This is a genomic window from Rhodococcus sp. 21391, assembly GCF_016772255.1.
Lineage (GTDB): Bacteria > Actinomycetota > Actinomycetes > Mycobacteriales > Mycobacteriaceae > Rhodococcus_F > Rhodococcus_F opacus.
Window position 1 is genome coordinate 44,126 of record NZ_CP063781.1, and the last position, 19,921, is coordinate 64,046.

21 protein-coding genes are annotated in these 19,921 nt (G+C 67.3%); 10 read left to right on the forward strand and 11 right to left on the reverse strand.

The window, feature by feature from the left end; translation table 11 throughout:
• Positions 1-189: 189 nt before the first annotated feature.
• The 9 genes from GO592_RS00195 to GO592_RS00235 form a co-directional block, all read right to left on the reverse strand.
• Complete coding sequence (locus GO592_RS00195; RefSeq protein WP_007301779.1) at positions 190-1,665, reverse strand: aldehyde dehydrogenase family protein; 1,476 nt, start codon at positions 1,663-1,665, stop codon at positions 190-192.
• A 31-nt stretch (positions 1,666-1,696) separates the two neighbouring features.
• Positions 1,697-2,470, reverse strand: a complete 774-nt coding sequence (locus GO592_RS00200; RefSeq protein ID WP_007301778.1) for an SDR family oxidoreductase — start codon at positions 2,468-2,470, stop codon at positions 1,697-1,699.
• The gene (locus GO592_RS00205) at positions 2,470-3,384 is read right to left on the reverse strand and encodes a dihydrodipicolinate synthase family protein (RefSeq protein ID WP_007301777.1); all 915 of its coding nucleotides are present in this window, start codon (positions 3,382-3,384) and stop codon (positions 2,470-2,472) included. Before GO592_RS00205 ends, GO592_RS00200 begins: the two co-directional genes overlap by 1 nt.
• A 20-nt stretch (positions 3,385-3,404) precedes the next feature.
• Complete coding sequence (locus tag GO592_RS00210) at positions 3,405-4,199, reverse strand: enoyl-CoA hydratase-related protein (protein ID WP_007301776.1); 795 nt, start codon at positions 4,197-4,199, stop codon at positions 3,405-3,407.
• Complete coding sequence (locus GO592_RS00215) at positions 4,196-5,464, reverse strand: CaiB/BaiF CoA transferase family protein (RefSeq protein WP_007301775.1); 1,269 nt, start codon at positions 5,462-5,464, stop codon at positions 4,196-4,198. The genes GO592_RS00210 and GO592_RS00215 overlap by 4 nt, the downstream gene beginning before the upstream one ends.
• Positions 5,461-6,825 carry an FAD-dependent oxidoreductase gene (locus GO592_RS00220; RefSeq protein WP_007301774.1) on the reverse strand — a complete coding sequence of 455 codons (1,365 nt, stop codon included), beginning with the start codon at positions 6,823-6,825 and terminating at the stop codon, positions 5,461-5,463. The genes GO592_RS00215 and GO592_RS00220 overlap by 4 nt, the downstream gene beginning before the upstream one ends.
• Positions 6,826-6,833: 8 nt before the next feature.
• Positions 6,834-8,129, reverse strand: a complete 1,296-nt coding sequence (locus GO592_RS00225) for an MFS transporter (RefSeq protein WP_007301773.1) — start codon at positions 8,127-8,129, stop codon at positions 6,834-6,836.
• Positions 8,130-8,432: 303 nt separating this feature from the next.
• On the reverse strand, positions 8,433-9,041 hold the full coding sequence (locus GO592_RS00230; protein WP_007301772.1) for a helix-turn-helix domain-containing protein: 609 nt from the start codon (positions 9,039-9,041) through the stop codon (positions 8,433-8,435).
• Positions 9,042-9,199: 158 nt separating this feature from the next.
• Entirely contained in the window at positions 9,200-9,571 is a 372-nt protein-coding gene (locus GO592_RS00235; protein WP_039953167.1) for a hypothetical protein, read from the reverse strand.
• Between the two features lie 215 nt (positions 9,572-9,786).
• Between GO592_RS00235 and GO592_RS00240 the strand changes: the two genes are divergently transcribed.
• On the forward strand, positions 9,787-10,269 hold the full coding sequence (locus GO592_RS00240) for an SRPBCC family protein (protein WP_007301770.1): 483 nt from the start codon (positions 9,787-9,789) through the stop codon (positions 10,267-10,269).
• A gap of 17 nt (positions 10,270-10,286) precedes the next feature.
• Here the strand turns inward: GO592_RS00240 and GO592_RS00245 are convergent, their stop codons facing one another.
• Positions 10,287-10,826 (reverse strand): hypothetical protein, encoded by a 540-nt coding sequence (locus tag GO592_RS00245; RefSeq protein WP_039953139.1) that lies wholly within the window; start codon positions 10,824-10,826, stop codon positions 10,287-10,289.
• 327 nt (positions 10,827-11,153) lie between these two features.
• Between GO592_RS00245 and GO592_RS00250 the strand changes: the two genes are divergently transcribed.
• The 9 genes from GO592_RS00250 to GO592_RS00290 all read left to right on the forward strand — a co-directional run bounded on the left by GO592_RS00250 (position 11,154) and on the right by GO592_RS00290 (position 19,056).
• On the forward strand, positions 11,154-11,771 hold the full coding sequence (locus GO592_RS00250) for a hypothetical protein (protein ID WP_007301769.1): 618 nt from the start codon (positions 11,154-11,156) through the stop codon (positions 11,769-11,771).
• Between the two features lie 128 nt (positions 11,772-11,899).
• Entirely contained in the window at positions 11,900-12,289 is a 390-nt protein-coding gene (locus tag GO592_RS00255; protein WP_007301768.1) for a hypothetical protein, read from the forward strand.
• A 48-nt stretch (positions 12,290-12,337) separates the two neighbouring features.
• Positions 12,338-13,039 (forward strand): TetR/AcrR family transcriptional regulator, encoded by a 702-nt coding sequence (locus GO592_RS00260; protein WP_007301767.1) that lies wholly within the window; start codon positions 12,338-12,340, stop codon positions 13,037-13,039.
• A gap of 8 nt (positions 13,040-13,047) precedes the next feature.
• On the forward strand, positions 13,048-13,974 hold the full coding sequence (locus tag GO592_RS00265; RefSeq protein WP_007301766.1) for an ABC transporter ATP-binding protein: 927 nt from the start codon (positions 13,048-13,050) through the stop codon (positions 13,972-13,974).
• Positions 13,971-15,608 carry an ABC transporter permease gene (locus GO592_RS00270; RefSeq protein ID WP_007301765.1) on the forward strand — a complete coding sequence of 546 codons (1,638 nt, stop codon included), beginning with the start codon at positions 13,971-13,973 and terminating at the stop codon, positions 15,606-15,608. The genes GO592_RS00265 and GO592_RS00270 overlap by 4 nt, the downstream gene beginning before the upstream one ends.
• 27 nt (positions 15,609-15,635) lie before the next feature.
• The gene (locus GO592_RS00275) at positions 15,636-16,388 is read left to right on the forward strand and encodes an IclR family transcriptional regulator (RefSeq protein ID WP_007301764.1); all 753 of its coding nucleotides are present in this window, start codon (positions 15,636-15,638) and stop codon (positions 16,386-16,388) included.
• 155 nt (positions 16,389-16,543) lie between these two features.
• The gene (locus GO592_RS00280) at positions 16,544-16,696 is read left to right on the forward strand and encodes a hypothetical protein (protein WP_005256569.1); all 153 of its coding nucleotides are present in this window, start codon (positions 16,544-16,546) and stop codon (positions 16,694-16,696) included.
• 155 nt (positions 16,697-16,851) lie between these two features.
• Complete coding sequence (locus tag GO592_RS00285) at positions 16,852-17,823, forward strand: PDR/VanB family oxidoreductase (protein ID WP_007301763.1); 972 nt, start codon at positions 16,852-16,854, stop codon at positions 17,821-17,823.
• A gap of 30 nt (positions 17,824-17,853) precedes the next feature.
• Positions 17,854-19,056 carry a cytochrome P450 gene (locus GO592_RS00290; RefSeq protein ID WP_007301762.1) on the forward strand — a complete coding sequence of 401 codons (1,203 nt, stop codon included), beginning with the start codon at positions 17,854-17,856 and terminating at the stop codon, positions 19,054-19,056.
• 122 nt (positions 19,057-19,178) lie between these two features.
• Here GO592_RS00290 and GO592_RS00295 read toward each other — a convergent pair whose 3' ends face one another.
• Positions 19,179-19,862: a GntR family transcriptional regulator gene (locus GO592_RS00295; RefSeq protein ID WP_005250515.1), complete on the reverse strand. Its 684-nt coding sequence runs from the start codon at positions 19,860-19,862 to the stop codon at positions 19,179-19,181.
• Between the last annotated feature and the right edge of the window lie 59 nt (positions 19,863-19,921).

The following is a 19,921-nucleotide window of genomic DNA, read 5'->3' on the forward strand; positions in this document are numbered from 1 at the left end:
TCCGCTCCCCCCGGAACTGTTGTTCATGTCTGTGTAGTGGTGTCGCAAAGTAACGTTTAGATGTGGTTCATATCACAAACCGGTCTCGCTGTTTATGTTCTACAGCACAGTCACGCTTTCCGCCACATGCACAAATGTCCAACAGGACGTATGGGACGGCCCTCCCATACGCTCACGGATGCGGTCGGATCAGACGCCCGTGTACACGGTCTTCCCCCAGGTGTAGAAATCCACCGCGCTGCGACCCTGCTCCCGGAACGTGTTCGTGGACGAATCCTTCACCCCGCCGAACGGCACATTCAGGTCGAGCCCGGCAGTCGGGCGGTTGATCTTGACGACGCCGGCCTGCGCCCGGGCCGCGAAGTCCGTCGAGCGAGCGAGGCTGTCGGTGCAGATCCCCGCGGTGAGTCCGTAGCGGGAGTCGTTGACGGCGGCGAGCCCGGCCTCGTAGTCGGCGACCTCCAGGACGGCGACGACCGGGCCGAAGATCTCGTCCGTGACCGCCGGATCGTCGAGCGGCAGATCGGTGAGCACGGTGGCCGGGAAGAAGAACCCGGCGGACGAGTCGCCGGCATATTCCCCGTGTCGCAGTGTTGCGCCGCGCTCGACTGCGGAGCGCACCGCGGCCTGGTCCTGCTCGAACTGCGCGCTGCTCACCACCGCGCCCATGCGGGTCGTGTCCGCCGAACCGTCACCCGGAACGTACCGAGCAGCTTCCTCGACCAGCGCCTCGAGGAACGCATCGCGGATTCCGGGTGTGACGTACACGCGGGACGTCGCCGTGCAGGCCTGCCCGGTCAGGCCGAACGCCCCGGCGGCCACGACCTGTGCGGCATTCCGGGCGTCGTCGAGCACCAGTACCCCGTTCTTCCCGCCCATCTCCAGCTGAACCCGGGCTCGGCGGGCGTTCAGGATGTCCTGCAGTCCCAACCCGACAGAGGTCGAGCCGGTGAAGGACAGCCCCGCGACGCGGGGATCGCGGGCAAGGGCATCACCCACCACCCGTCCTTTGCCGTGGACCACGTTGAAGACACCGGCGGGGAGACCGGCGTCGTGGAGGGCGCGGGCAAGGTGGGTGGCGGACAGGGGTGTGAGTTCGGCGGGCTTGAGCACCACCGTGTTGCCCGAGACGAGTGCGGGGGCGGTCTTCCACGCGGGGATGGCGATGGGAAAGTTCCACGGCGTGATGAGGGCGAAGACGCCGAGGGGTTCGCGGCGGGTGGTGACGCTGGTGCCGGGCAGTCCGCTGGGTAGCACCTCGCCGGTGGCCGCCCACCCGAGGGAACCGAAGAACCGCAGCACGTCCACGGCGCGCGTGACTTCGCCGCGGGCTTCGGCGAGGGTCTTGCCTTCTTCCCGGACGAGGTCCGAGGCCACAACGGAACGACGTTCCTGCAGCAGGTTCGCCGCCGTCATGAGGATGGCGCCCCGGGCCGGTGCGGGGAGGGCGGCCCACGCCGGCTGGGCTGCGGCGGCGGCTGTGACGGCGGCGTCCACGTCGGCGGTGCCGCCGCTCGGTGAGTAGGCGGCGAGCTCGTGTGGGCGGGCCGGGTTCCAGCGCGGGGTGTCCGCGCCGCCCAGCCATTCACCGTTGACGAGGTGTTGCGCGGCCGGGACGTCGTTCCGGAAGTGTGAGCCGGTGGGCTCGGTGACGGTGGTGGTCATCGTGTCTCCTCGAGATGTGGAGGGCTGGGCCCTAGAGGCTGCGGATCAGGCCGCCGTCGCAGCGGAGTGCGACGCCGGTGATGTAGGACGCCGGCGCGCTGCACAGGAACGCGGCGGCGGCGCCGAATTCGTCGGGGTTGCCGTAGCGACGGGCCGGGATCGTCTTGCGGGATTCGAGTTCGATGTCGGTGACGGTCACACCGCGGCGCTTGGCGGCGGCCGCGTCCAGTTCGGCCACCCGGTCGGTCGCGATCCGTCCCGGCAGCAGCAGGTTGACGGTGACACAGTCGAGCGCGACCTCGGCGGCGAGAGTCTTGAGGTATCCCGCCAGGGCAGCGCGACCCGTGTTGGACATCGCCAGATTGGGCAGGGGCGCAGCAACTCCGGACGAGCCGATGGCGAGAACGCGGCCCCAGCGACGCTCGCGCATGCCGGGTAGCACCGTCGACACGAGCGCGTGGTGCGGGCGGAGCAGGATGTCGAATGCTGCCGCGAGATCATCGGCGCCCAGGGTCGCCGCCGCGCCGGGTCGGGGTCCGGGGCCGTTGAGCACCACGATGTCGACCGGCCCCAGCTCCGCCTCCGTGCGCCCGACGGCGGTCGCGGTGCCTTCCGGAGTGCTCAGGTCGGCCTCGATCGCGATGGCACCGCCGAGTGACGACGCGATCTTCTGGGCGCGGTCGCGCCGCCGGCCGGTAATCGCCACGCGTGCCCCTTCGGCCGCGAGGGCGCGGGCGACGGCGAGGCCGAGACCTCCTGTGGACGCGGCGACGAGCGCCGTCTTGCCTGCGATTCCGAGATCCATCAGATCCTCCCGGCGGTGAGTGCCTCGACGGCCTGCGAAGCCTCCGCCAGATGCGTTGTCAGACTGCCGCGGAGCACCTCCGGGAACTTCGCGGCCGGGGCCCGCACCGCCGAGTCGCGGATCAGTCCGCGCTGCAGCAACAACTCCTTGCGGACGGCGAGGGCGATCCTCGCCTGCTGCTCGAAGTTGACGAGGGGCAGGAACGGCTGCAGGACAGTGCGTGCGGCCTCGTATCCACCCGTCTGCCAGGCCCGGACACAGGCCACCAGCGCTTCGGGACAGGAGAATCCGGTCATGGCACCGGCGGCGCCGGAGCTCAGTTCGTCCAGGAGGCCCTGCCCACCGAGTCCGCCGAACACCGAAACATCTACGGTAGCAGTGAGTTCGGCGATGGCCACCGACGTCGGTGGGGCCTCGGCCTTGACTGCCGCCACGAACTCGCAACGCCGCACGACCGCGGCCAGCGAGGCGGTGCCGATGGCCACGCCGCTCGCCGCGGGATAGTCCTGCAGCACGACGTCGGCGCCGGTGACGCGATGGACGGCCTGCAAGTGGTCGGTGACGACGTCGGCGTCCGCCGAGTTGGCCTGCACCATGAACGCTCGGATCCGGTCGCCGGCCACGGATCGGGCGGCACGGATCTCGTCGACGACCGGGCGGGTGGTGAGCGCGGTGACGCCCACCACGAGCGGGAGATCGGAGGCCTCGATGACAGTTTCGAGGACGAGGGCGCGTTCGTCCGTGGACAGCGCCGCGGCTTCGCCGAACACCCCGAGCACCGTCAACCCGACGGCGCCGACCCTCTCGTAGTGCTTCACCAGATTCGCGAGGCTGTCGGTGTCGACATCCTGGGTGCTGCCGATGAACGGTGTGGCGACGACGCCCCACACCCCGTGTTCCAGTGATTCGCGCATGGTTCTTCCTCTCCGTTGAGCTACTCGCCGGACCACACCGGCGCGCGCTTTTCCTGGAACGCCAGCACGCCTTCGGCGGAGTCCTTGCTGTCCAAGGCATCCATGAGTGCCGGAAGTCGCAGCCCCCGAGCTTCGGCGGCGCTGAGATGCGCGGTGCGCGTGACCATCTGCTTGACCGCTCGCAGCGACGTGGGCGCACACGCCCGGATCTGGTCGAGCCAACGATCCACGGCACCGTCCAACTCTTCGGCGGGCACCACCTCGTTGACGAGTCCCATGGCCTGCATTTCGGCGGCATCGGTCTTGCGTCCGGTCAGGAGCATGCTCATGGCCTGGGTGTAGGGAACCCGGCGCACCAGCTGATGGATGCCGCCGTCGAGCGCCAGTCGCCCGACCCGCGGCTCCGTCAGCCCGAACCAGGCGCTGTCGGACGCCACCACGATGTCCGCGCCCAGAACGATTTCCATGCCGCCGCCCAACGCGTAGCCGTTCACCTTGGCGATCACCGGAACGTCCAGGGTGGTGCGCAGACTCAGTCCGCCGAAGCCGTTGGCGTCCAGCTCGGCCCAGTACTCGAGGCCGGTCTTGTCCACCGCGGACGAGCTCATGTCCGCTCCCGTGCAGAAGGCCTTCGGCCCGGCACCGGTGACGACCACTGCGCGGATGCTGCGGTCCTGTTCCAGCTGCTCCCAGATGTCGTTCAGGCGTGCGGTGGTCGGTCCGTCGACGGCATTGAGCACGTGCGGGCGATTGATCGTCACGGTGGCTACACCGTCGTCGATCGTCAGGATGACGTCGTCGACATTCTCGGTCATGCGAGAACCCCCAGCGCCATCAGACGCGCGATTGCGTCGTCGTCGAAACCGTGTTCCCTCAACACCTCGGCGTTGTGTTCGCCGAGACGGGGTGCGCTGTGCCGGATGGAGGGTGGGGTGGCCGAGAGCCGGATGGGTGCGTTGAGCATCTTCACCGTGCCGACGCTGGGATGTTCGGCTTCCACGATCATGCCGTTGACCCGGGTCTGCTCGTCGGCCAACGTCTGCTCGAGGGTTTGCACCGGCGCGTTCAGCAGGCCCTCCTCCTCGAGTCTCTGCGTCCAGTACTCCGTGGTGTTCGTCGCGAAGCGTTCCCGGAAGATCGCCTGCAGCGCGGGCTTGTTGTCGAACTGGAGTTCCTTCGTGGAGAACTCCGGCCGGAGCGTGAGGTCCTCGTCCAGGCCGAGGGCACGGGAGATGTGCAGGAGCGGGTCGGCCGTGAATCCGCCGACCATGCAGACGGCTCCGTCCGTGGTCGGAAAGACCCCGGTGAAGGGCATTGCGCCCCAATTGACTTCGTAACCACGATTGAGTTGCATGCACGCCTCCTGCATCTGCATGTGCAGCATGGAGTCGTACATGGTCACCTCCACCTTCTGCCCGGTGCCGTACTGCTCGCGAGCACGGAGCGCCAGCAGGATCCCCTGCATCAGGTGCATGCCGGTGGTGTAGTCGCACAGTGTGGTCGGGTAGACGACGGGTGGCGCGTCGTCCGACTCACGCCGCCACATGACGCCGGAATACGCCTGCGCGATCGCGTCCTGGCCCCCCTTGTGGGAGTAGGGACCTTCCGTCCCGAAACCGGTACCGGACGCCCAGATGATCCCGGGGTTGTCCTTCTTCAGTTCGTCGTACCCGAAACCCATGCGTTCCATGACGCCGGCCCGGAAGTTGCTGACCACCACGTCCGCGTCGCTCATGAGCGTGCGCAACACGGCCCGGCCGTCCTCGGTGCGCGTGTCCACACTGATGCTGCGCTTGTTGCGGTTGATGGCCAGGAAGATCGGGTTGTCCTGCCCGTCCGGGTCGGGGAACGAGTTCCGGGCGATGTCACCGGCACCGGGCCGCTCGACCTTGATGATGTCGGCGCCGTAGTCGCCCAGCATCTGCGTCGCGCTGGGGCCCATGTAGACCTGGGTGAAGTCCACGATCTTGATGCCGGTCAGCGGAAGCTTCGGGCCGGCCGGAACCGAGACGGTTGCGGGGGCGGTTCTCGTCGGGTGGTCTGTCGTCGTGAAACTCAGCTCTTCGGTGGTGGTGCTCATGCCGGGACCGTCGCTTCCTGGTCGATGGTGGCGTTGGCGGAGGGGATGTCGCCGGGGTCTGCGCCGTGGCTCCGCATGCCCGCCTGGATGTCCCGGGCGGACACGCTGCGGACGGTCACGTCGTCCCGGACGGCGATGGCCGCCGCGACGCCGACCGCCTGACCCATGGCCATGCACGGCGGAATCTCGCGGGACATCTTCTGGGCGTCGGATGTCGCCGAGTAGTGTCTGCCCGCGACGAGTAGCTGCTCCACTTCCTTCGGGAGGAGTGAGCGGTACGGGTAGTAGTAGTCGCGTCCGCGGGCGACGGAGTCGGCGAAGTGCCGTCGCGTGGTCACGTCTTCCTTGGTCATGACGTACTCGCCTTCGAGGAGGCGGGTCTGCCGGACGCCCAGCTGGGATGCGACGTCCACGATGTAGCAGTTGCCGAATCCGGGGAGGTGCTCCTTGACGTACTCCACTGCCTCGGTGATGCGGTCGCGGGCCGCGAACTCGGCGGCCGTGAGGTCGCCCGGGTCGGTGCCGTCGAAACCGCTCATGTGCGGGGCGTTGCACCAGACGACGCCGTCGAGCGGTGTCTTGAGCCACCACAGCTCCCAGGCGCCGCCGAGCAGTCGCTTGATCTTGCGGTTGACGGCCCGCGCTTCCTTGGGATTCTCCTGTTCGAAGCGCTCGGCGGCTGCCGTGTCCACGCCGCCCAGCCGGAACACGAGTGTGGTGATGTAGCTGTCCTTGATATGGGCGGCCCCGGCCCGGGATGCGACGTCGATGTCACCGGTCGTGTCGATCACCACATCCGCCAGGAATGCCTGGGGACCGGACTTGGTTTCGCACACCACACCTTTGACGACGCCGTCGTCGACGATCGGACGCGAGAACCAGGTGTGCAGTCGGAGGGTGACGCCGGCCTCCCGGACGAGGTCGTTGGAGACGCGCTTCCAGCCGTCGGGATCGAACGCGGCCGCGTAGCAGATGGGTTTGGGGTTGGTGTGGGAGTGGAAGTCGAAGGTTCCGTAGCGGCCCCATTTGTTCCACAGCTCGGTGGAGGCGGTGCGGTCTTCTCTGGGCGGGACGACGGCGAGGTCCAGTGCCTGAAGCCGCTCCACGTACTCGGAGACGATTCCGGTGACCGTGATGTCCTGGCCGTTGATCATGTCATCGAGGACCAGCACCATGCCGCCGGACGCCAGGCCGCCGAGCGACGAGTAGCGCTCGAGCAGAGTGACACTGGCACCGGAACGGGCGGCGGTGATTGCGGCGGCCACTCCGGCGGGGCCACCGCCCACCACGAGCACCTGGGAGCGGTTGACGACGGGCGCTGTGAGGTCGTGGCTGGCGACGCGCAGATCGAGGTTGGTCATGGGAGTCCTTACTTTCCGACGAAGATGCCGTTGGCGCGGCGAGCAAGCAGATAGAAGACGATGCTGAGGATGGAGAGAACGGCCACGTAGACCGGAAATATCCAGTTGGCGTTTTCGGATTGGAACCAGACGAGCAGGTAGGACGCAGTGCCGCCGAAGAGAGCGACGCCGACCCCGTACCCCAGTGACACCCCGGCGCCACGGCAGTTCTTGGGCATCAGTGACGTGCTGACCACGTTGTACAGGGTCATGTTCAGCACCAGGACCACCGAGCCGCCCAGAAGCACGACCGCGAAGCCGCCGATCCCGGGTTGCACGTACACCAGCATCAGGAAGACAGCCGGGACGGCCAGCGCACGGGTCCAGAGGAACCAGCGTGACATGGATTTGCCGTCCGTCAGCTTGCCGACCACCCAGCTGCCGCCGACCAGAACGACGCCGAGCGCCGTCGTGAGGGCGAACACCGCGGTGGGATCTTCCTTGAAGTTGCTGCGTGCGGCGGCAGGCAGTCCGACGTTCCACGCGTAGTTGTAGGCCTGGGCGGCACCCACCACGAAGATGATGGCGACCACGCTGAGCCAGTGTTTGCGGACTCCCGTCCAGACGGCGCCGGTTGTGTTGTCCGACAGTTCTTCCGGACGCATGGTTTCGGGCAGAGCACGGCGCAGGTACACGACGACGACACCGAAGACGGCGCCGATGACGAAGGGGATCCGCCAGCCCCATTCACCCATGGCGGCCCCGCCGATGACCAGACTGCACAGGAAGCTGATCAGGGACGCCAGGAGCACACCGAGGTTGACGTAGAACGACATGACGCCCGCTACCAGGCCTTCTCGCCCGGTGGGGACGAGTTCGACGGCGTGGGCCGTGGAGAGCGGCGCCTCGATGCCGGTGGAGACGCCCTGCACGATGCGGCAGGCGACGAGGATGGCCCCGGCCCACGCCCCGATGTGTGCGTACCCAGGGGTGATCGCGATGATCAGGGTGGTCACGGCCATCGTGCTGATGGAGATCAACATGACTCGGCGTCGGCCGACCCGGTCCGCGAGGGTTCCGAGCATGACCCCGCCCAGTGGCCGGAATGCGAAGCCGACGGCGAAGACGGCCAGGGTGTTCAGGGTGGCGCTGAGGGGATCGGTGGAGGGGAAGAAGTTCGGCCCGATGAAGGCCGACAGCAGTCCGAAGACCATCCAGTCGTACCATTCGAGGGCGTTGCCGAGGCCGAGGCCGAGGAGGCCTTTGCGGACCTCGGGGGTGAGTTGTGCCTGCCTGCTCGGTGCTTTCACAGTGGTGTCAAGCAATGGTCTTGTCCTTACGCTGGCACCGCGAGGGTGCAAGAGGGTATGACGCATCACGGCGACGGGATGCGTTGTGCCGGGCCGCGTAGGCGGCCTGACAGTAAGGAGGGTTGGGTTGACGGCCGGCGGTACACGCCGGGCTCACCACGGTGTGGTGCGTCGACCCAATTCGCTACGCATACCTCTTCGTAGCTGTTCTCGCACCGGTGTGAATGTCCGAGAAGAAGGTGATCGAGTCGCCTGCCTCCGGGGAGACGCATTCGCGTTCCGGTGCGTGTCGCTGACGGCCGGCGGTGGACGCCGGGCTCACCACGCGTGTGGTGCGTTGACCCAGATCGCTACGCATATCTCTTCGTAGCTGTTCTTGTACCAGTGCGGGATGTCCGAGGAGAAGGTGATCGAGTCGCCTGCCTCCAGGGAATGGCATTCCCCGTCCAGATAGATGTCCTTGCGGCCGGCAAGGATGATGCCGAATTCTTCGCCGCTGTGACGGAACGGGGTCGCGCTGGTGTCGTGCCCGGGCGGCGTCTCGATCCATTGCGCCTCCAGGGCACCGCCGTTGAGCTCGGGGGTGAGCAGTTCGTAGACGGCTTCCCCCATCGACTTCTTGGTGACGCCGACGAGGTTGCGCCGCTCGTGTTTTCGCACGACGGGCGATGTGGTGTCCGGTTGGCCGATGAAGAATTTGCCGACCGGGATGTCCAGCCCGTGGGCGAGCTGAGCCAGGGTGGTGAAGGACGGGTTGGCCAGACCTCGCTCGATCTGGCTGACGATCGCCGGGCTGAGTCCCGTGATTTCCGAGAGTTGCGCAAGGGTCATGCCCTTCTCCTTGCGCATGGTGCGAATCTTGTTGCCGACGGTCGTCAGCAGGGCACTCGTTGCGGGGGGAGTGTGCGTGCTGCTCTCGGCCGTCATTCGCGTTTCCTCCCACTGGGTGACCTGACTCACAGAACTATAGTGAAGATCTTCAGCGAGTCAATGACTCTTCTTAAATATTCTAAAAAAATTCACTGGATACGCGGTTTCCGGGAACTGATCAGGCCGTGGGCCCGCGCTCCCGGCGACCCCGGCGCTCAGAGTTCGAGGTACAGGAAGTTGTCGGCCCAATTCGTTTCGCCGCTCGTCGTCGCGAAGTAGAAGATGCGCTCCGAGAATCCGCAATCGAAGTATTCGGCGATCTTCGATTCGCCGGGGGCGAGCGTGCCGAGGTTCCTGCTCTCGTAAACGAGCGGAGTGTGGACCGTGACTCCGGTGGCGGTCCCGTCGCCCTCGTTCGTGACACGCACGGCGCATGCGTTGACACCCTCGGCGTTCGCCTGCGTGATCACGAGGTCGGGTCCGTCGCCGAGGGAGCCGAACGGAGCGGCGGACGCCGTTGCCGCCCCGGCAGTCATCAGTCCCGCGATCATGGCTCCCGCCACTGCCGTACGTCGAAAATTGCGCATGGTTGTGCCCTTTCCCTGGTTGTCTGGATTGTCCCGATCGGCGACACTACTGTCGCCCACCCGCACGAAGCGTGCAGCCGAATGAAACCGCACTGCTGTGTCGTCTCGTCGAGGCCGGCCGGCCGGCACGAGTCCGCTGATCGACATCGACTTGCCGAGTGCGCAATGAGGCATGGTGCTCGAGATCTGGCGACTCGTCATGGTTTGATCGAGTTATGACCGAGGAGAATGGGATTCCCACCGTCGTGACTGCCAGCCGCATCATCGCGGCCCCGGCGCGGACGGTCTTCGAACTGATTGCCGACCCGGCGCAACAGCCGCGGTGGGACGGCAACGACAATCTGGCCGAGGCCGCGGCCGGGCAGCGGGTGCGCGCCGTCGGTGACGTGTTCACCGTGACGCTCACGAACGGCGGCATCCGCGACAACCACGTGGTGGAATTCGCGGAGGGGCAACTGATTGCCTGGCTGCCTTCGGTGCAGGGCGATCAGCCACCGGGGCATCTGTGGCGCTGGGAACTCGACCGAGTCGACGAGGCGCACGTCCGTGTCACGCATACCTACGAATGGTCGCGATTGACCGACGAGAAACGCCTCGCGCGGGCCCGGGCCACCACGTCGGACAAGCTTCTGGCCTCTGTCGCGAGGCTCGCCGAACTCGCCGAGGCGAACGGTGAACGTCCCTCGCCTGACCTGTAGCCGAGGGACGTCCGATGTCACCGACCGGGCACGACGGAAATCGTTCCCTGGCAGACGGCGTTCTGCGAATTGACGAACCACCATCCCGCGCCGGTCTGGACGGTGACGGTGAACGCCACCGTCCCGGTTCCCGTCCAGGTTCGGTTGATCGGGATGCCGGGCTTCTGCTGCCAGGCCGCCTCATCGCTGACGCTGTGTCCGGTCGCGCCGGTTGTCGTGTTGTGCCAGTCGACCGACACCCGCGTGCCGTACCAGTTGACGCCGATGCTCGGGATGAGGCCGCCGGGCGGCGTGGGCAGTTCGTTGCCGCCGCTGAGCAGGATTGCCGGCTCCAGTGCAGACCCACCCGGTCGCAGCGACTCCCCGGACGCGGCGTTGATGGTCCACGTGAACGGCGGCGCCCAGACGAGGGGATTCGCGCTCGAGCACGTCATTGTCGTCGATGTCGGCGGCGCGGGCTGAGCATTTGCGACAGCGCCTCCTCCGGTCGCGACTGCGGTTCCCAGCCCGACAGCAGTCAGTGCCGCAGCACATGCCCGTCGTCCCAGCTGACTCATGAGCGCTCCATTCCTTCGTTACCGCGAGAATTGAGACGTCTGTCGCCCCCCAACTCCATTTCGGAAGTGGGACAGGATCTGTTACAGACGGTGCGAGCTGGACGCCACTCACACAGCCGTATTCGGCCGTCACCGATTACCGCGGCGTCTGGATTTACAACCCGTTCTGACATCGACCCCGGTGAGCTTGCGGAACGGCCGAACGTAGCGAGGTGATTGTCCACGGCATCCGGATCGGCGAGAATTGGTGCCGTGCGAGTTCCGGTCGGTCAGCTACCAATTGGCCACCCGACGAGGCATTGTCCCGAGCAACAGGGGGTATCGAGCATGGTGCAATCAGCGGAGCGGTACCGCGTGGAAAGGATCGGCAGTAGCGCCCCTCTCGCCATCCTCGTGACCATCCTGGCCGGAGTCCTGTTCGCGGGTGGGTGTGGGCAACAGGACACGCAGTCTGATGCCGAATCGCAGCCGGAGGCGTCGACATCCGAGGCGATCCTGTTGCCTCAGGAGGCTCTGGTGGGATTGGACGTCGTACAGACGTACTTCCCGGAGATAGAACAGCAGACGGCGACGAGCGAGAACTCCACTGCGTCCGGCACCCCCGACGCGACGAGAATGGTGATCTACGAAGGGGGCGACGGCAGAAGGGTCACCGTCTCCGTCGATCGATATCCCAGCACCGACGCAGCCGCGACCGCATTCGAGCAGGCGATCGACAAGAGTGAAGTCGTCCCGGGATTCGCGGCGCTACCGGCGCCGGCCGACGTCGGCGACAAGGCATTCGCCGGTTCCGTGACGCAAGGAGAGGACACACACATCGGGTACGGCGCGCTCGCCGGCGAGTACGTCGTCGGGGTGACTTCGGCCGGCTATCCGGCGACCACCGAGAATGTCGAGAAATTGGCCGGCCTCACGCGCGACGCGGTCGAGAAGGCAACGGCATAGGGACGGCGACCCCCGCGGCGCCAACACCGCGTCAGGATCGCGGCCCGCGGAGTCATGGTGCCGTCAAGAACGGCCGCGACCTCGCGTGTCGGGGGTAGATCTGGAACTGAATCCCCGAGGAGGTTCCGATGACGCTTCATCTTCCCCACCGGTTCGTGCACGAGCAGCCACGGCAGAACACGGTGCTCGACCTCTCGGCACTCGGCACGGATAACTCGAGCATCGAGGACGCGCTGCGTGCGGTGATGGAGCAGCCGCAACTGCGGCTGATCGGTTTCCGCTGCTCTGCCGGTTCCGGGGCCATCGACGACGCGATCGGGCTGATGGAACAGGTCCGGCGCGACTACGGGGTGATCCTGACGGAACTGGTCCTGCAGGACGACGATCGGGCCGATCTGAGGGAGGTCGTCGACGAGGCGCTGGACGAGGCCTGTGCCCGCAACCGGTATCCCCGCCCGAGCGTCGCGTTCACCGGGCGCCCGGCCGAGCCGGGTCTTCCCGCCTTGACGAAATCTTGACGCCCTCACCCCTTGCGTGCGGTTGAACGCGCGTTTAGCGTATTAAACATGCGTTCAACCAGTGCTGGTTCCGAGGTCCCGCAACCCGATCTGACCACGCGCGCCCGAGTGCGCGACGCGGCCATCACGGTGTTCGGCAATCACGGCTTCAGCACCGGGGTACGGGCGATCGCCACCGCAGCCGGAGTGTCACCCGGTCTGGTGATCCACCATTTCGGTTCGAAGGACGGCCTGCGCGCCGAATGCGACGAGCACGTCCTGCGGATCATCCGGGAGCAGAAGACGGAGGCGATTTCGACGCCCGGGCCGGCGGGCGCAATGCACGCCCTCGCCGAGATCGAGCAGTACGCCCCGCTCGTCGCGTACATCGTGCGGAGTTTTCAGGCGGGCGGAGGCCTCGGCGAATCCCTCTTCGAGCACATGGTGGAGGACACCGAGCAGTATCTCGCGTTGGGAGTGGCGGCCGGAACTGTCCGGCCCAGCCGCAACCCGAAGGCGCGGGCGCGCTACCTCACCCTCTACAACGTGGGCGCCATGCTGCTCTACCTGCAGATGCGCGCCGACAAGGAAGCTCCGCTCGACTACGCCAAGGCCATCCGCGACCTCGCCACCGACGTCACGCTGCCCGCCCTCGAGATGTACACCGAGGGCCTGCTGCCGGATTCGTCGACGCTCGAGGCGTACCTGGCCACCGAAGACGGTGCCGCGCAGGCGGCGGCTCCCGCAGAACATACCGACTCCCCGAACTAGGAGCAGCTATGAGTGCGATCATCGAAGTGCGCAACCTGGTGAAGACGTTCGGACGAACCCGGGCGTTGGACGGACTCGACCTCGAGGTCGGCGAAGGGGAGGTGCACGGGTTCCTCGGGCCGAACGGCGCCGGAAAATCCACCACCATCCGCGTCCTCCTCGGCAGCCTCCATTCCGACAGCGGTGAGGCGGCCGTCTTCGGACGCGATCCCTGGCGCGATGCCGTCGCCCTGCACCTCGACATGGCGTACGTCCCCGGGGACGTGACCCTGTGGCCGTCGTTGTCCGGCGGCGAGACCATCGACCTCCTCGCGCGGATGCGCGGCGGACTGGACGAGACCCGCAAGCAGGATCTGATCGAGCGCTTCGACCTCGACCCGCGGAAGAAGGGGCGGGCCTATTCGAAGGGCAATCGTCAGAAGGTGGCGTTGGTGTCGGCGTTCTCCTCGAACGCGCGCCTGCTGCTGCTCGACGAACCCACGTCGGGCCTGGACCCGTTGATGGAACAGGTCTTCCGGGAATGCGTCGCCGAGGCCCGCGACCGCGGTGTGACGGTGCTGCTGTCCAGTCACATCCTGTCCGAGGTGGAGGCGCTGTGTGAGCGGGTCACCATCATCAGGTCGGGACGTACGGTCGAATCCGGGACACTGGCGTCGATGCGGCATCTCAGCCGTACGTCGATCACCGCCGAACTGCTCGGTGACCCCGGCGATCTGAGCCGCATCGACGGCGTGGCGGACATCGAGTTCGACGGGTCGACGCTGCACTGCCAGGTCGACAGCGAACATCTCGGCGAGCTCATCCGGGTGCTCGGCGACACCGGGGTACGCAGCCTCGTCAGTCAGCCGCCGACCCTCGAAGAACTCTTCTTGCGGCATTACGAGATCGACGACGGTACGACGTCGTCCGACACGGTGGAGAAGGTGCGGGCATGAGTACCGCCACGGTGTCCCGGTACCGGCCGGTGGAGCCGGCGCCGGTGTCTTCCTCGGATTTCACGGGGACACTCCACTTTCTGCGGTTGTTCCTGCGCCGGGATCGGATCGCGCTGCCGCTGTGGATCCTGATCTTCGCGTTCGCGCCCGCGCTGTACGTCGCGAGCATCGCCGACATCTACACCTCCGACGCTCAGCTGGCGGAGTTCGCGGCCACCACGGCGGCCAGCCCCGCGCAGATCGCTATGTACGGGCCGATCTTCAACTCCAGCCTCGGTTCGGTGGGGGTCTGGAAGGCCGGGATCTACTACACGCTGATCGGGCTGGTGGTGATTTTGACGGTCATCCGGCACACCCGCGCGGAGGAGGAGACCGGCCGGGCGGAGCTTCTCGACTCCACCTCCGTCGGACGGTACTCGGGCCTGACCGCGGCGCTGCTCCTCGCCGGCGGCGCTTCCGTCGTCACCGGGATTCTTTGTGCGGCAGCGTTGCTCGCCTGGGACCTTCCGGTGGGCGGTTCGGTCGCGTTCGGGACGTCGCTGGCCTGCTCCGGTCTGGTGTTCACGGCGGTCGCTGCCGTTGCGGCGCAGGTGAGTACCGGCGCCCGCGTCGCGCGCGGCGTCGCGTTGACGGTGCTCGGGGTCGCGTTCGCGTTGCGCGCGGTCGGTGACGCCGGGTCCGGCACCCTGTCGTGGTTGTCACCGCTCGGCTGGGACCTGCAGATCCGTCCGTATGCCGACGAACGCTGGTGGGTGGTCGTCCCCAGCCTCGTCACGGCAGTCGTACTCACCTGGGCGGCATACGCTCTCCTGCGCCGACGGGATGTCGGCGCCGGCCTGATCGCTGAACGTCCCGGCCCCACGGACGCGTCGCCGGCGCTCGCCGGAACTCTGGGACTGGCGTGGCGGATGCACCGCGGCACGCTCGCGGCCTGGACCGCCGGGCTCGGACTGTACGGCCTGCTGATAGGCAGCGCCGCGAAGGGGATCGGTGGCCAGGTCGGCGACAGCCAGACGATCCGGGACATCATCACGCGGATGGGCGGTTCGCAGTCGCTGGAGGAATCGTTCATCGGTTACGCGTTCACCATGCTCGCGGTCGCCGCCGCGGCGTACGCGATCTCCGCGTCGTTGCGGCTGTATTCCGAGGAGAACGCCCAGCGCCTCGAACCCGTGACGGCCGGTTCCGTCGGCCGCGTCCGGTGGGCGTCGAGCCACATCCTGTTCGCGTTGCTCGGGCCTGCGGTCGCGATGATCGTGGCCGGAGTGGCCGCCGGACTCACATACGGCGCATCCATCGGCGACGTGGGGGGAGCCCTGCCCGACGTGATCGGGGCGGCGCTCGTGCAGCTTCCCGCGATCTGGATGCTCGCCGGAGTGACGGTCCTCCTGTTCGGTGTGGTCCCGCGGTTCACGCCGGTGGCGTGGGGCGTGCTCGTCGCGTTCCTCCTGATCTTCATGGTCGGGTCGATCGCGCAGTTCCCGCAGACGGTGCTGAATCTGGAGCCGTTCAGCCACGCCCCGAAGCTGCCGGGCGGGCAGTTCGAGGCGACGCCGATCGTGTGGCTGCTCCTGATCACGGTCGTGCTGATCGGGGTGGGCGTCGCGGCGTTCCGGCGGCGCGACCTACGGTGAGCGCCGGCCGGTGTGCACACTGAAGGCATGGCACGTGTGCACACCGGTGAGTCCGTCCTGGCCCGGACGGTGCGGATAGTCGAATCGTTCCGTTCGGACGATTCGTTGCTCACGGTGTCCGAGATCGCGCGACGGTCCGGTCTCCACATCTCCACGACGTCGCGGTTGATCGACGAACTGGTGGGGTGCGGCTGGCTCGAGCGTGAGGAACGCAAGGTGCGGATCGGGGTCCGCCTGTGGGAGGTCGCGTCGCGGGCGTCCCCGACCCTCGGGCTCAGGGAAGCGGCGATGCCGTTCATGGAGGACCTGCACGCCGTCGTCGGGCAGCACACCCAGCTCGGTGTCCTCGAAGGTGACGAGGTGTTGTTCATCGAGCGGCTCACGGCACCGGGTGCCGTGGTCAACTACACGCGCATCGCGGGCCGGATGCCGCTCCACGTGTCTTCGTCCGGGCTGGTCCTGCTCGCGCACGGACCGGCGGAGCTTCAGGAGCGCATCCTGAACGAGCCGTTGAAGGTGTACACCGACAACACGATTCGCACTCCACGGCAGCTGCGAGGAGTCCTGGCCGACGTGCGTCGGCACGGCTACATCCTCTGCGCCGGCCACCTCTACCCGGACACCACGGGCGTCGCGGTCCCGGTGCGGGACGGCCACGGCAAGGTGGTCGCCGCGCTGTCGGTCATCGTGCCGAACGACGAGAAGGCGTACGCGCAGATCCCCGCGCTTCAGGCGGCGGCGAAGGGCATCACCCGCGTGATGGCGGCGGCGCCGCAATGAGGCATGCCCAGGTGGCAGACGCCCACGGATTTGCCGGAATCCGGCGCAATTGCGCGGGCGGCTGACCAATGTCTGTGAGGCTGTGCGCGGTGGACTATCCGCCCCGGCCGTGCCACGGTGGAATCGGAACCACTTCTCCCAGAAAGCGCAGCATCATGGAAAGCACCTCGCAACCCAGCCCCCGGGAATGCCCGGACTGCCACGCGCTCACCGCGGACCTCGAGGCACACAAACTCTGGCACTCCCGGCTCGTCCACGACATCGCCACTGCCGTCGACAAGGACATCAGCCGGAGGGCGCACACCTGATAACTCAGCCTCGGCGGCGTCCGGGCGGGCAGCGAACAGCTTCCGCCCAGTTGAGTGACCCCGGTAACATCCCGACTTTCAACTATTGAAAATGATCTGGCGGCTCACCCCCGGCTCGGAAGATCCTCGAACAAACGCGAGATCGAGGAGTCGAGATGCCACAGAACCCGGTTTCTTCCGGTGCGCCAGCAGACGCGGCGCTGCGAGTTGTCGCCAAAGAGCTTGTCGCGGACGGTGTTGTCGCACTGACCCTGCGCCACCCCGACGGGCGGCGCCTGCCGGACTGGGCGCCGGGGGCCCATATCGACCTGCTGCTCCCGAACGGGCTGACGCGGCAGTACTCGCTGTGCGGCGACCGGTGGGACGCGTACAGCTACCGCGTCGGGGTGCTGCGGGAACCGGCGGGCCGGGGCGGGTCGGCGTACGTCCACGACGTACTCGCGGAGGGTGATCTCGTCGGGGTCGGCGGTCCGCGCAACAACTTCCCGCTCGTCCCCGCACCGAGGTACCTGTTCATCGCCGGTGGTATCGGGATCACCCCGCTGTTGCCGATGGTCCGCCAGGCGGAGCTGATGGGCATCGACTGGCAGCTTCTGTACGGCGGCCGCACCCGCACGTCCATGGCGTTCCGGGACGAACTCGCCGCCTACGGCGACCGGGTGTCCGTCGTGCCGCGGGACGAGCAGGGCCACCTCGACCTGTCGGCGCATCTCGCCGCTGCCGACGACGACGCGAAGGTCTACGTGTGCGGGCCCGGGCCACTGCTCTCCGCCGTCGAAAACTGTTGCGCGGACTCGCCCGTCGGCATGCTGAGGACCGAACGCTTCGTCCCGAAGGATCGCGGCGCGCCGCTGCGTGACGAACCGTTCGAGGTCGAACTCGCGCGCTCCGGCCTCGCGGTGACGGTGACACCCGGCGCCAGCGTCCTCGACGCCGTGCAGGCGGCCGGGGTCAATATCCTGTCCTCGTGCCGCGAGGGCACGTGCGGGACCTGTGAGACCACCGTCCTCGCCGGCGCCCCCGACCACCGCGATTCCGTCCTCGACGACGAGGAGCGGTCCGCCGGCGACTGCATGCTCATCTGCGTCTCCCGGTCCTGCTCCGACCGCCTCGTGCTCGACCTCTGACACACCCACCCGAAGGGAATCACCGTGACGATGTTCGCCCCCGCTCCCGCGTTGCCCGTCAGCGACGCCGACCCGTTCGCCCTCGACGTCCTGCAGGACCCGTTGCCGTTCCAGGCAAATCTGCGGGACGCCGGCCCCGTCGTGTACCTGCGGCGGTACGACGTCTTCGCGCTGGGCCGCTACGAGCAGGTCCATGCCGCGCTGACCGACTGGCAGTCGTTCCAATCCGCTGCCGGGGTCGGCCTGAGCAACTTCCGGTACGAGACTCCGTGGCGTCCGCCGAGCATCCTGCTCGAGGCCGATCCGCCGCATCACGACGCTCCGCGTGCGGTGCTGAGCAAGATTCTGGGCCCCCGCGCGCTGCAGAAACTGCGGGCAGCGTGGATTCAGGATGCGGAGGCCCTGGTCGACCAGTTGCTCGCGAACACAACCGAATTCGACGCGGTCACCGACCTCGCCGCCGCGTTCCCGCTGCGGGTCTTTCCGGATGCCGTCGGCATTCCCGATGCCGGACGGGAGAACCTGCTGCCGTACGGGGACCACGCATTCAACAGTTTCGGTCCTGTCAACAGTCTGGTGGAGAAGGGGGCGCCGCGGGTGGCCGAGCTTTCGGGCTGGGTCAACGCGCAATGCGCTCGCGATGCGCTCACAGGCGACGGTTTCGGCGCGCAGATCTGGGCGGCGGCGGACCGCGGCGACATCACGTACGAGCAGGCGCCGCTCGTCGTGCGGTCGTTGCTGACGGCGGGGGTGGACACCACGGTCAACGGACTCGCGGCCGTGCTCTACGCGTTCGCGACGCATCCGGAGCAGTGGGCGAGGCTGCGGGAGAACCGCACGCTGGCCCGGACGGCGTTCGACGAGGCGGTCCGGTGGGAGTCGCCGGTCCAGACGTTCTTCCGCACCGCCACCCGCGACACCGAGATCGGCGGTACGACCATCCCGGATGGCAGGAAGATCCTGATGTTCCTCGGCGCCGCGAATCGGGATCCCCGCCGGTGGGAGAATCCGGACGCGTTCGATCTGGGCCGCAACCCGTCCGGGCACGTGGGGTACGGGATGGGAATTCACCAGTGCGTCGGCCAGCACGTCGCCCGGCTCGAATCGGAGGCGCTGCTGACGGCACTGGCCTCCCGAGTGGACTCCCTGGAGATTGCCGGGCCGGTGCACCGGCACCTCAACAACACGTTGCGGTCCTGGGAATCCGTGCCGGTCACGGTGCGGTTATCGTAGGCGAGAAAACCATACGTACGTATGTATTGACCGTCGCACCGACGGTCCCGCCGACACGATGCTCTCCCCGGCCGCCGCGGGCGATCACCGAGCAAGCGGCGGCGGCCGGGGGGAGCAGCTGGTTACGACGTGGCGGAGGTGGACTCGTCGATGTCGAAGAGTTCGCCGATCAGGCCGCCGAGGAATCGTCGGTGTTGTGACGATATTTCGGCGGCCGCTGCTTCGTCCCGGGCCGCGCACAGTGTGATCAGGTTGTCGTGGTGTTCGATGGCGTCCTGCCAGCCGCGGAGGCTGGAGAACTTGCGGTAGTAGATCCGGTGGATCTGCGGGTGCACCTGGTGCATGAGGCGCTTGAGAAGTGGGTTGCCGGCAGCGTCGACGATGACGCCGTGGAAGGTGTCGTCCGCAGCGAGGGCCGCACCGATGTTGTCGGTCTTGATCGCCTGCGCGAGGTCGTCGTTGGCGGTGCGCATCACGTCGATCATGTCGTCGGTGAGGTTGGGCACCCCCGTTTTCACGGCCAGCTGATCCAAGACCTCCATCACCGCCAGCGTCGCCTCGACATCGGCGCGGTTCAGCGGGGTGATCCGGGTGAAGGCGGCGGGTTTGGCCTCGACGAGTCCGGTGTCGATCAGCCGGGTCAGAGCCTCACGCACCGGGGTGCGGCTCAGACCCAGATGTTCGGCCAGCTCGCTGTCCTTGACCTTGGATCCGGGCGCGAGCTCACCGGTGACGATCGCGTCGCAGATCCGCTCGAACGCGACGTCGCTCATGCGGGGGCGCTCCACCGGATTATCACGCAACATACTGGATACTGTACTCTGCACGCCGCACGCTCCCGGGGTCCGCGTGGGTGAGTGCCGGG

Coding starts and splice junctions, on each gene's coding strand:
- GO592_RS00195 (WP_007301779.1), bottom strand. CDS start 1,665: ATGACCACCACCGTCACCGAGCCCACCGGCTCACACTTCCGGAACGAC.
- GO592_RS00200 (WP_007301778.1), bottom strand. CDS start 2,470: ATGGATCTCGGAATCGCAGGCAAGACGGCGCTCGTCGCCGCGTCCACA.
- GO592_RS00205 (WP_007301777.1), bottom strand. CDS start 3,384: ATGCGCGAATCACTGGAACACGGGGTGTGGGGCGTCGTCGCCACACCG.
- GO592_RS00210 (WP_007301776.1), bottom strand. CDS start 4,199: ATGACCGAGAATGTCGACGACGTCATCCTGACGATCGACGACGGTGTA.
- GO592_RS00215 (WP_007301775.1), bottom strand. CDS start 5,464: ATGAGCACCACCACCGAAGAGCTGAGTTTCACGACGACAGACCACCCG.
- GO592_RS00220 (WP_007301774.1), bottom strand. CDS start 6,825: ATGACCAACCTCGATCTGCGCGTCGCCAGCCACGACCTCACAGCGCCC.
- GO592_RS00230 (WP_007301772.1), bottom strand. CDS start 9,041: ATGACGGCCGAGAGCAGCACGCACACTCCCCCCGCAACGAGTGCCCTG.
- GO592_RS00235 (WP_039953167.1), bottom strand. CDS start 9,571: ATGCGCAATTTTCGACGTACGGCAGTGGCGGGAGCCATGATCGCGGGA.
- GO592_RS00240 (WP_007301770.1), top strand. CDS start 9,787: ATGACCGAGGAGAATGGGATTCCCACCGTCGTGACTGCCAGCCGCATC.
- GO592_RS00245 (WP_039953139.1), bottom strand. CDS start 10,826: ATGAGTCAGCTGGGACGACGGGCATGTGCTGCGGCACTGACTGCTGTC.
- GO592_RS00250 (WP_007301769.1), top strand. CDS start 11,154: ATGGTGCAATCAGCGGAGCGGTACCGCGTGGAAAGGATCGGCAGTAGC.
- GO592_RS00255 (WP_007301768.1), top strand. CDS start 11,900: ATGACGCTTCATCTTCCCCACCGGTTCGTGCACGAGCAGCCACGGCAG.
- GO592_RS00260 (WP_007301767.1), top strand. CDS start 12,338: ATGCGTTCAACCAGTGCTGGTTCCGAGGTCCCGCAACCCGATCTGACC.
- GO592_RS00265 (WP_007301766.1), top strand. CDS start 13,048: ATGAGTGCGATCATCGAAGTGCGCAACCTGGTGAAGACGTTCGGACGA.
- GO592_RS00270 (WP_007301765.1), top strand. CDS start 13,971: ATGAGTACCGCCACGGTGTCCCGGTACCGGCCGGTGGAGCCGGCGCCG.
- GO592_RS00275 (WP_007301764.1), top strand. CDS start 15,636: ATGGCACGTGTGCACACCGGTGAGTCCGTCCTGGCCCGGACGGTGCGG.
- GO592_RS00280 (WP_005256569.1), top strand. CDS start 16,544: ATGGAAAGCACCTCGCAACCCAGCCCCCGGGAATGCCCGGACTGCCAC.
- GO592_RS00285 (WP_007301763.1), top strand. CDS start 16,852: ATGCCACAGAACCCGGTTTCTTCCGGTGCGCCAGCAGACGCGGCGCTG.
- GO592_RS00290 (WP_007301762.1), top strand. CDS start 17,854: ATGTTCGCCCCCGCTCCCGCGTTGCCCGTCAGCGACGCCGACCCGTTC.
- GO592_RS00295 (WP_005250515.1), bottom strand. CDS start 19,862: ATGTTGCGTGATAATCCGGTGGAGCGCCCCCGCATGAGCGACGTCGCG.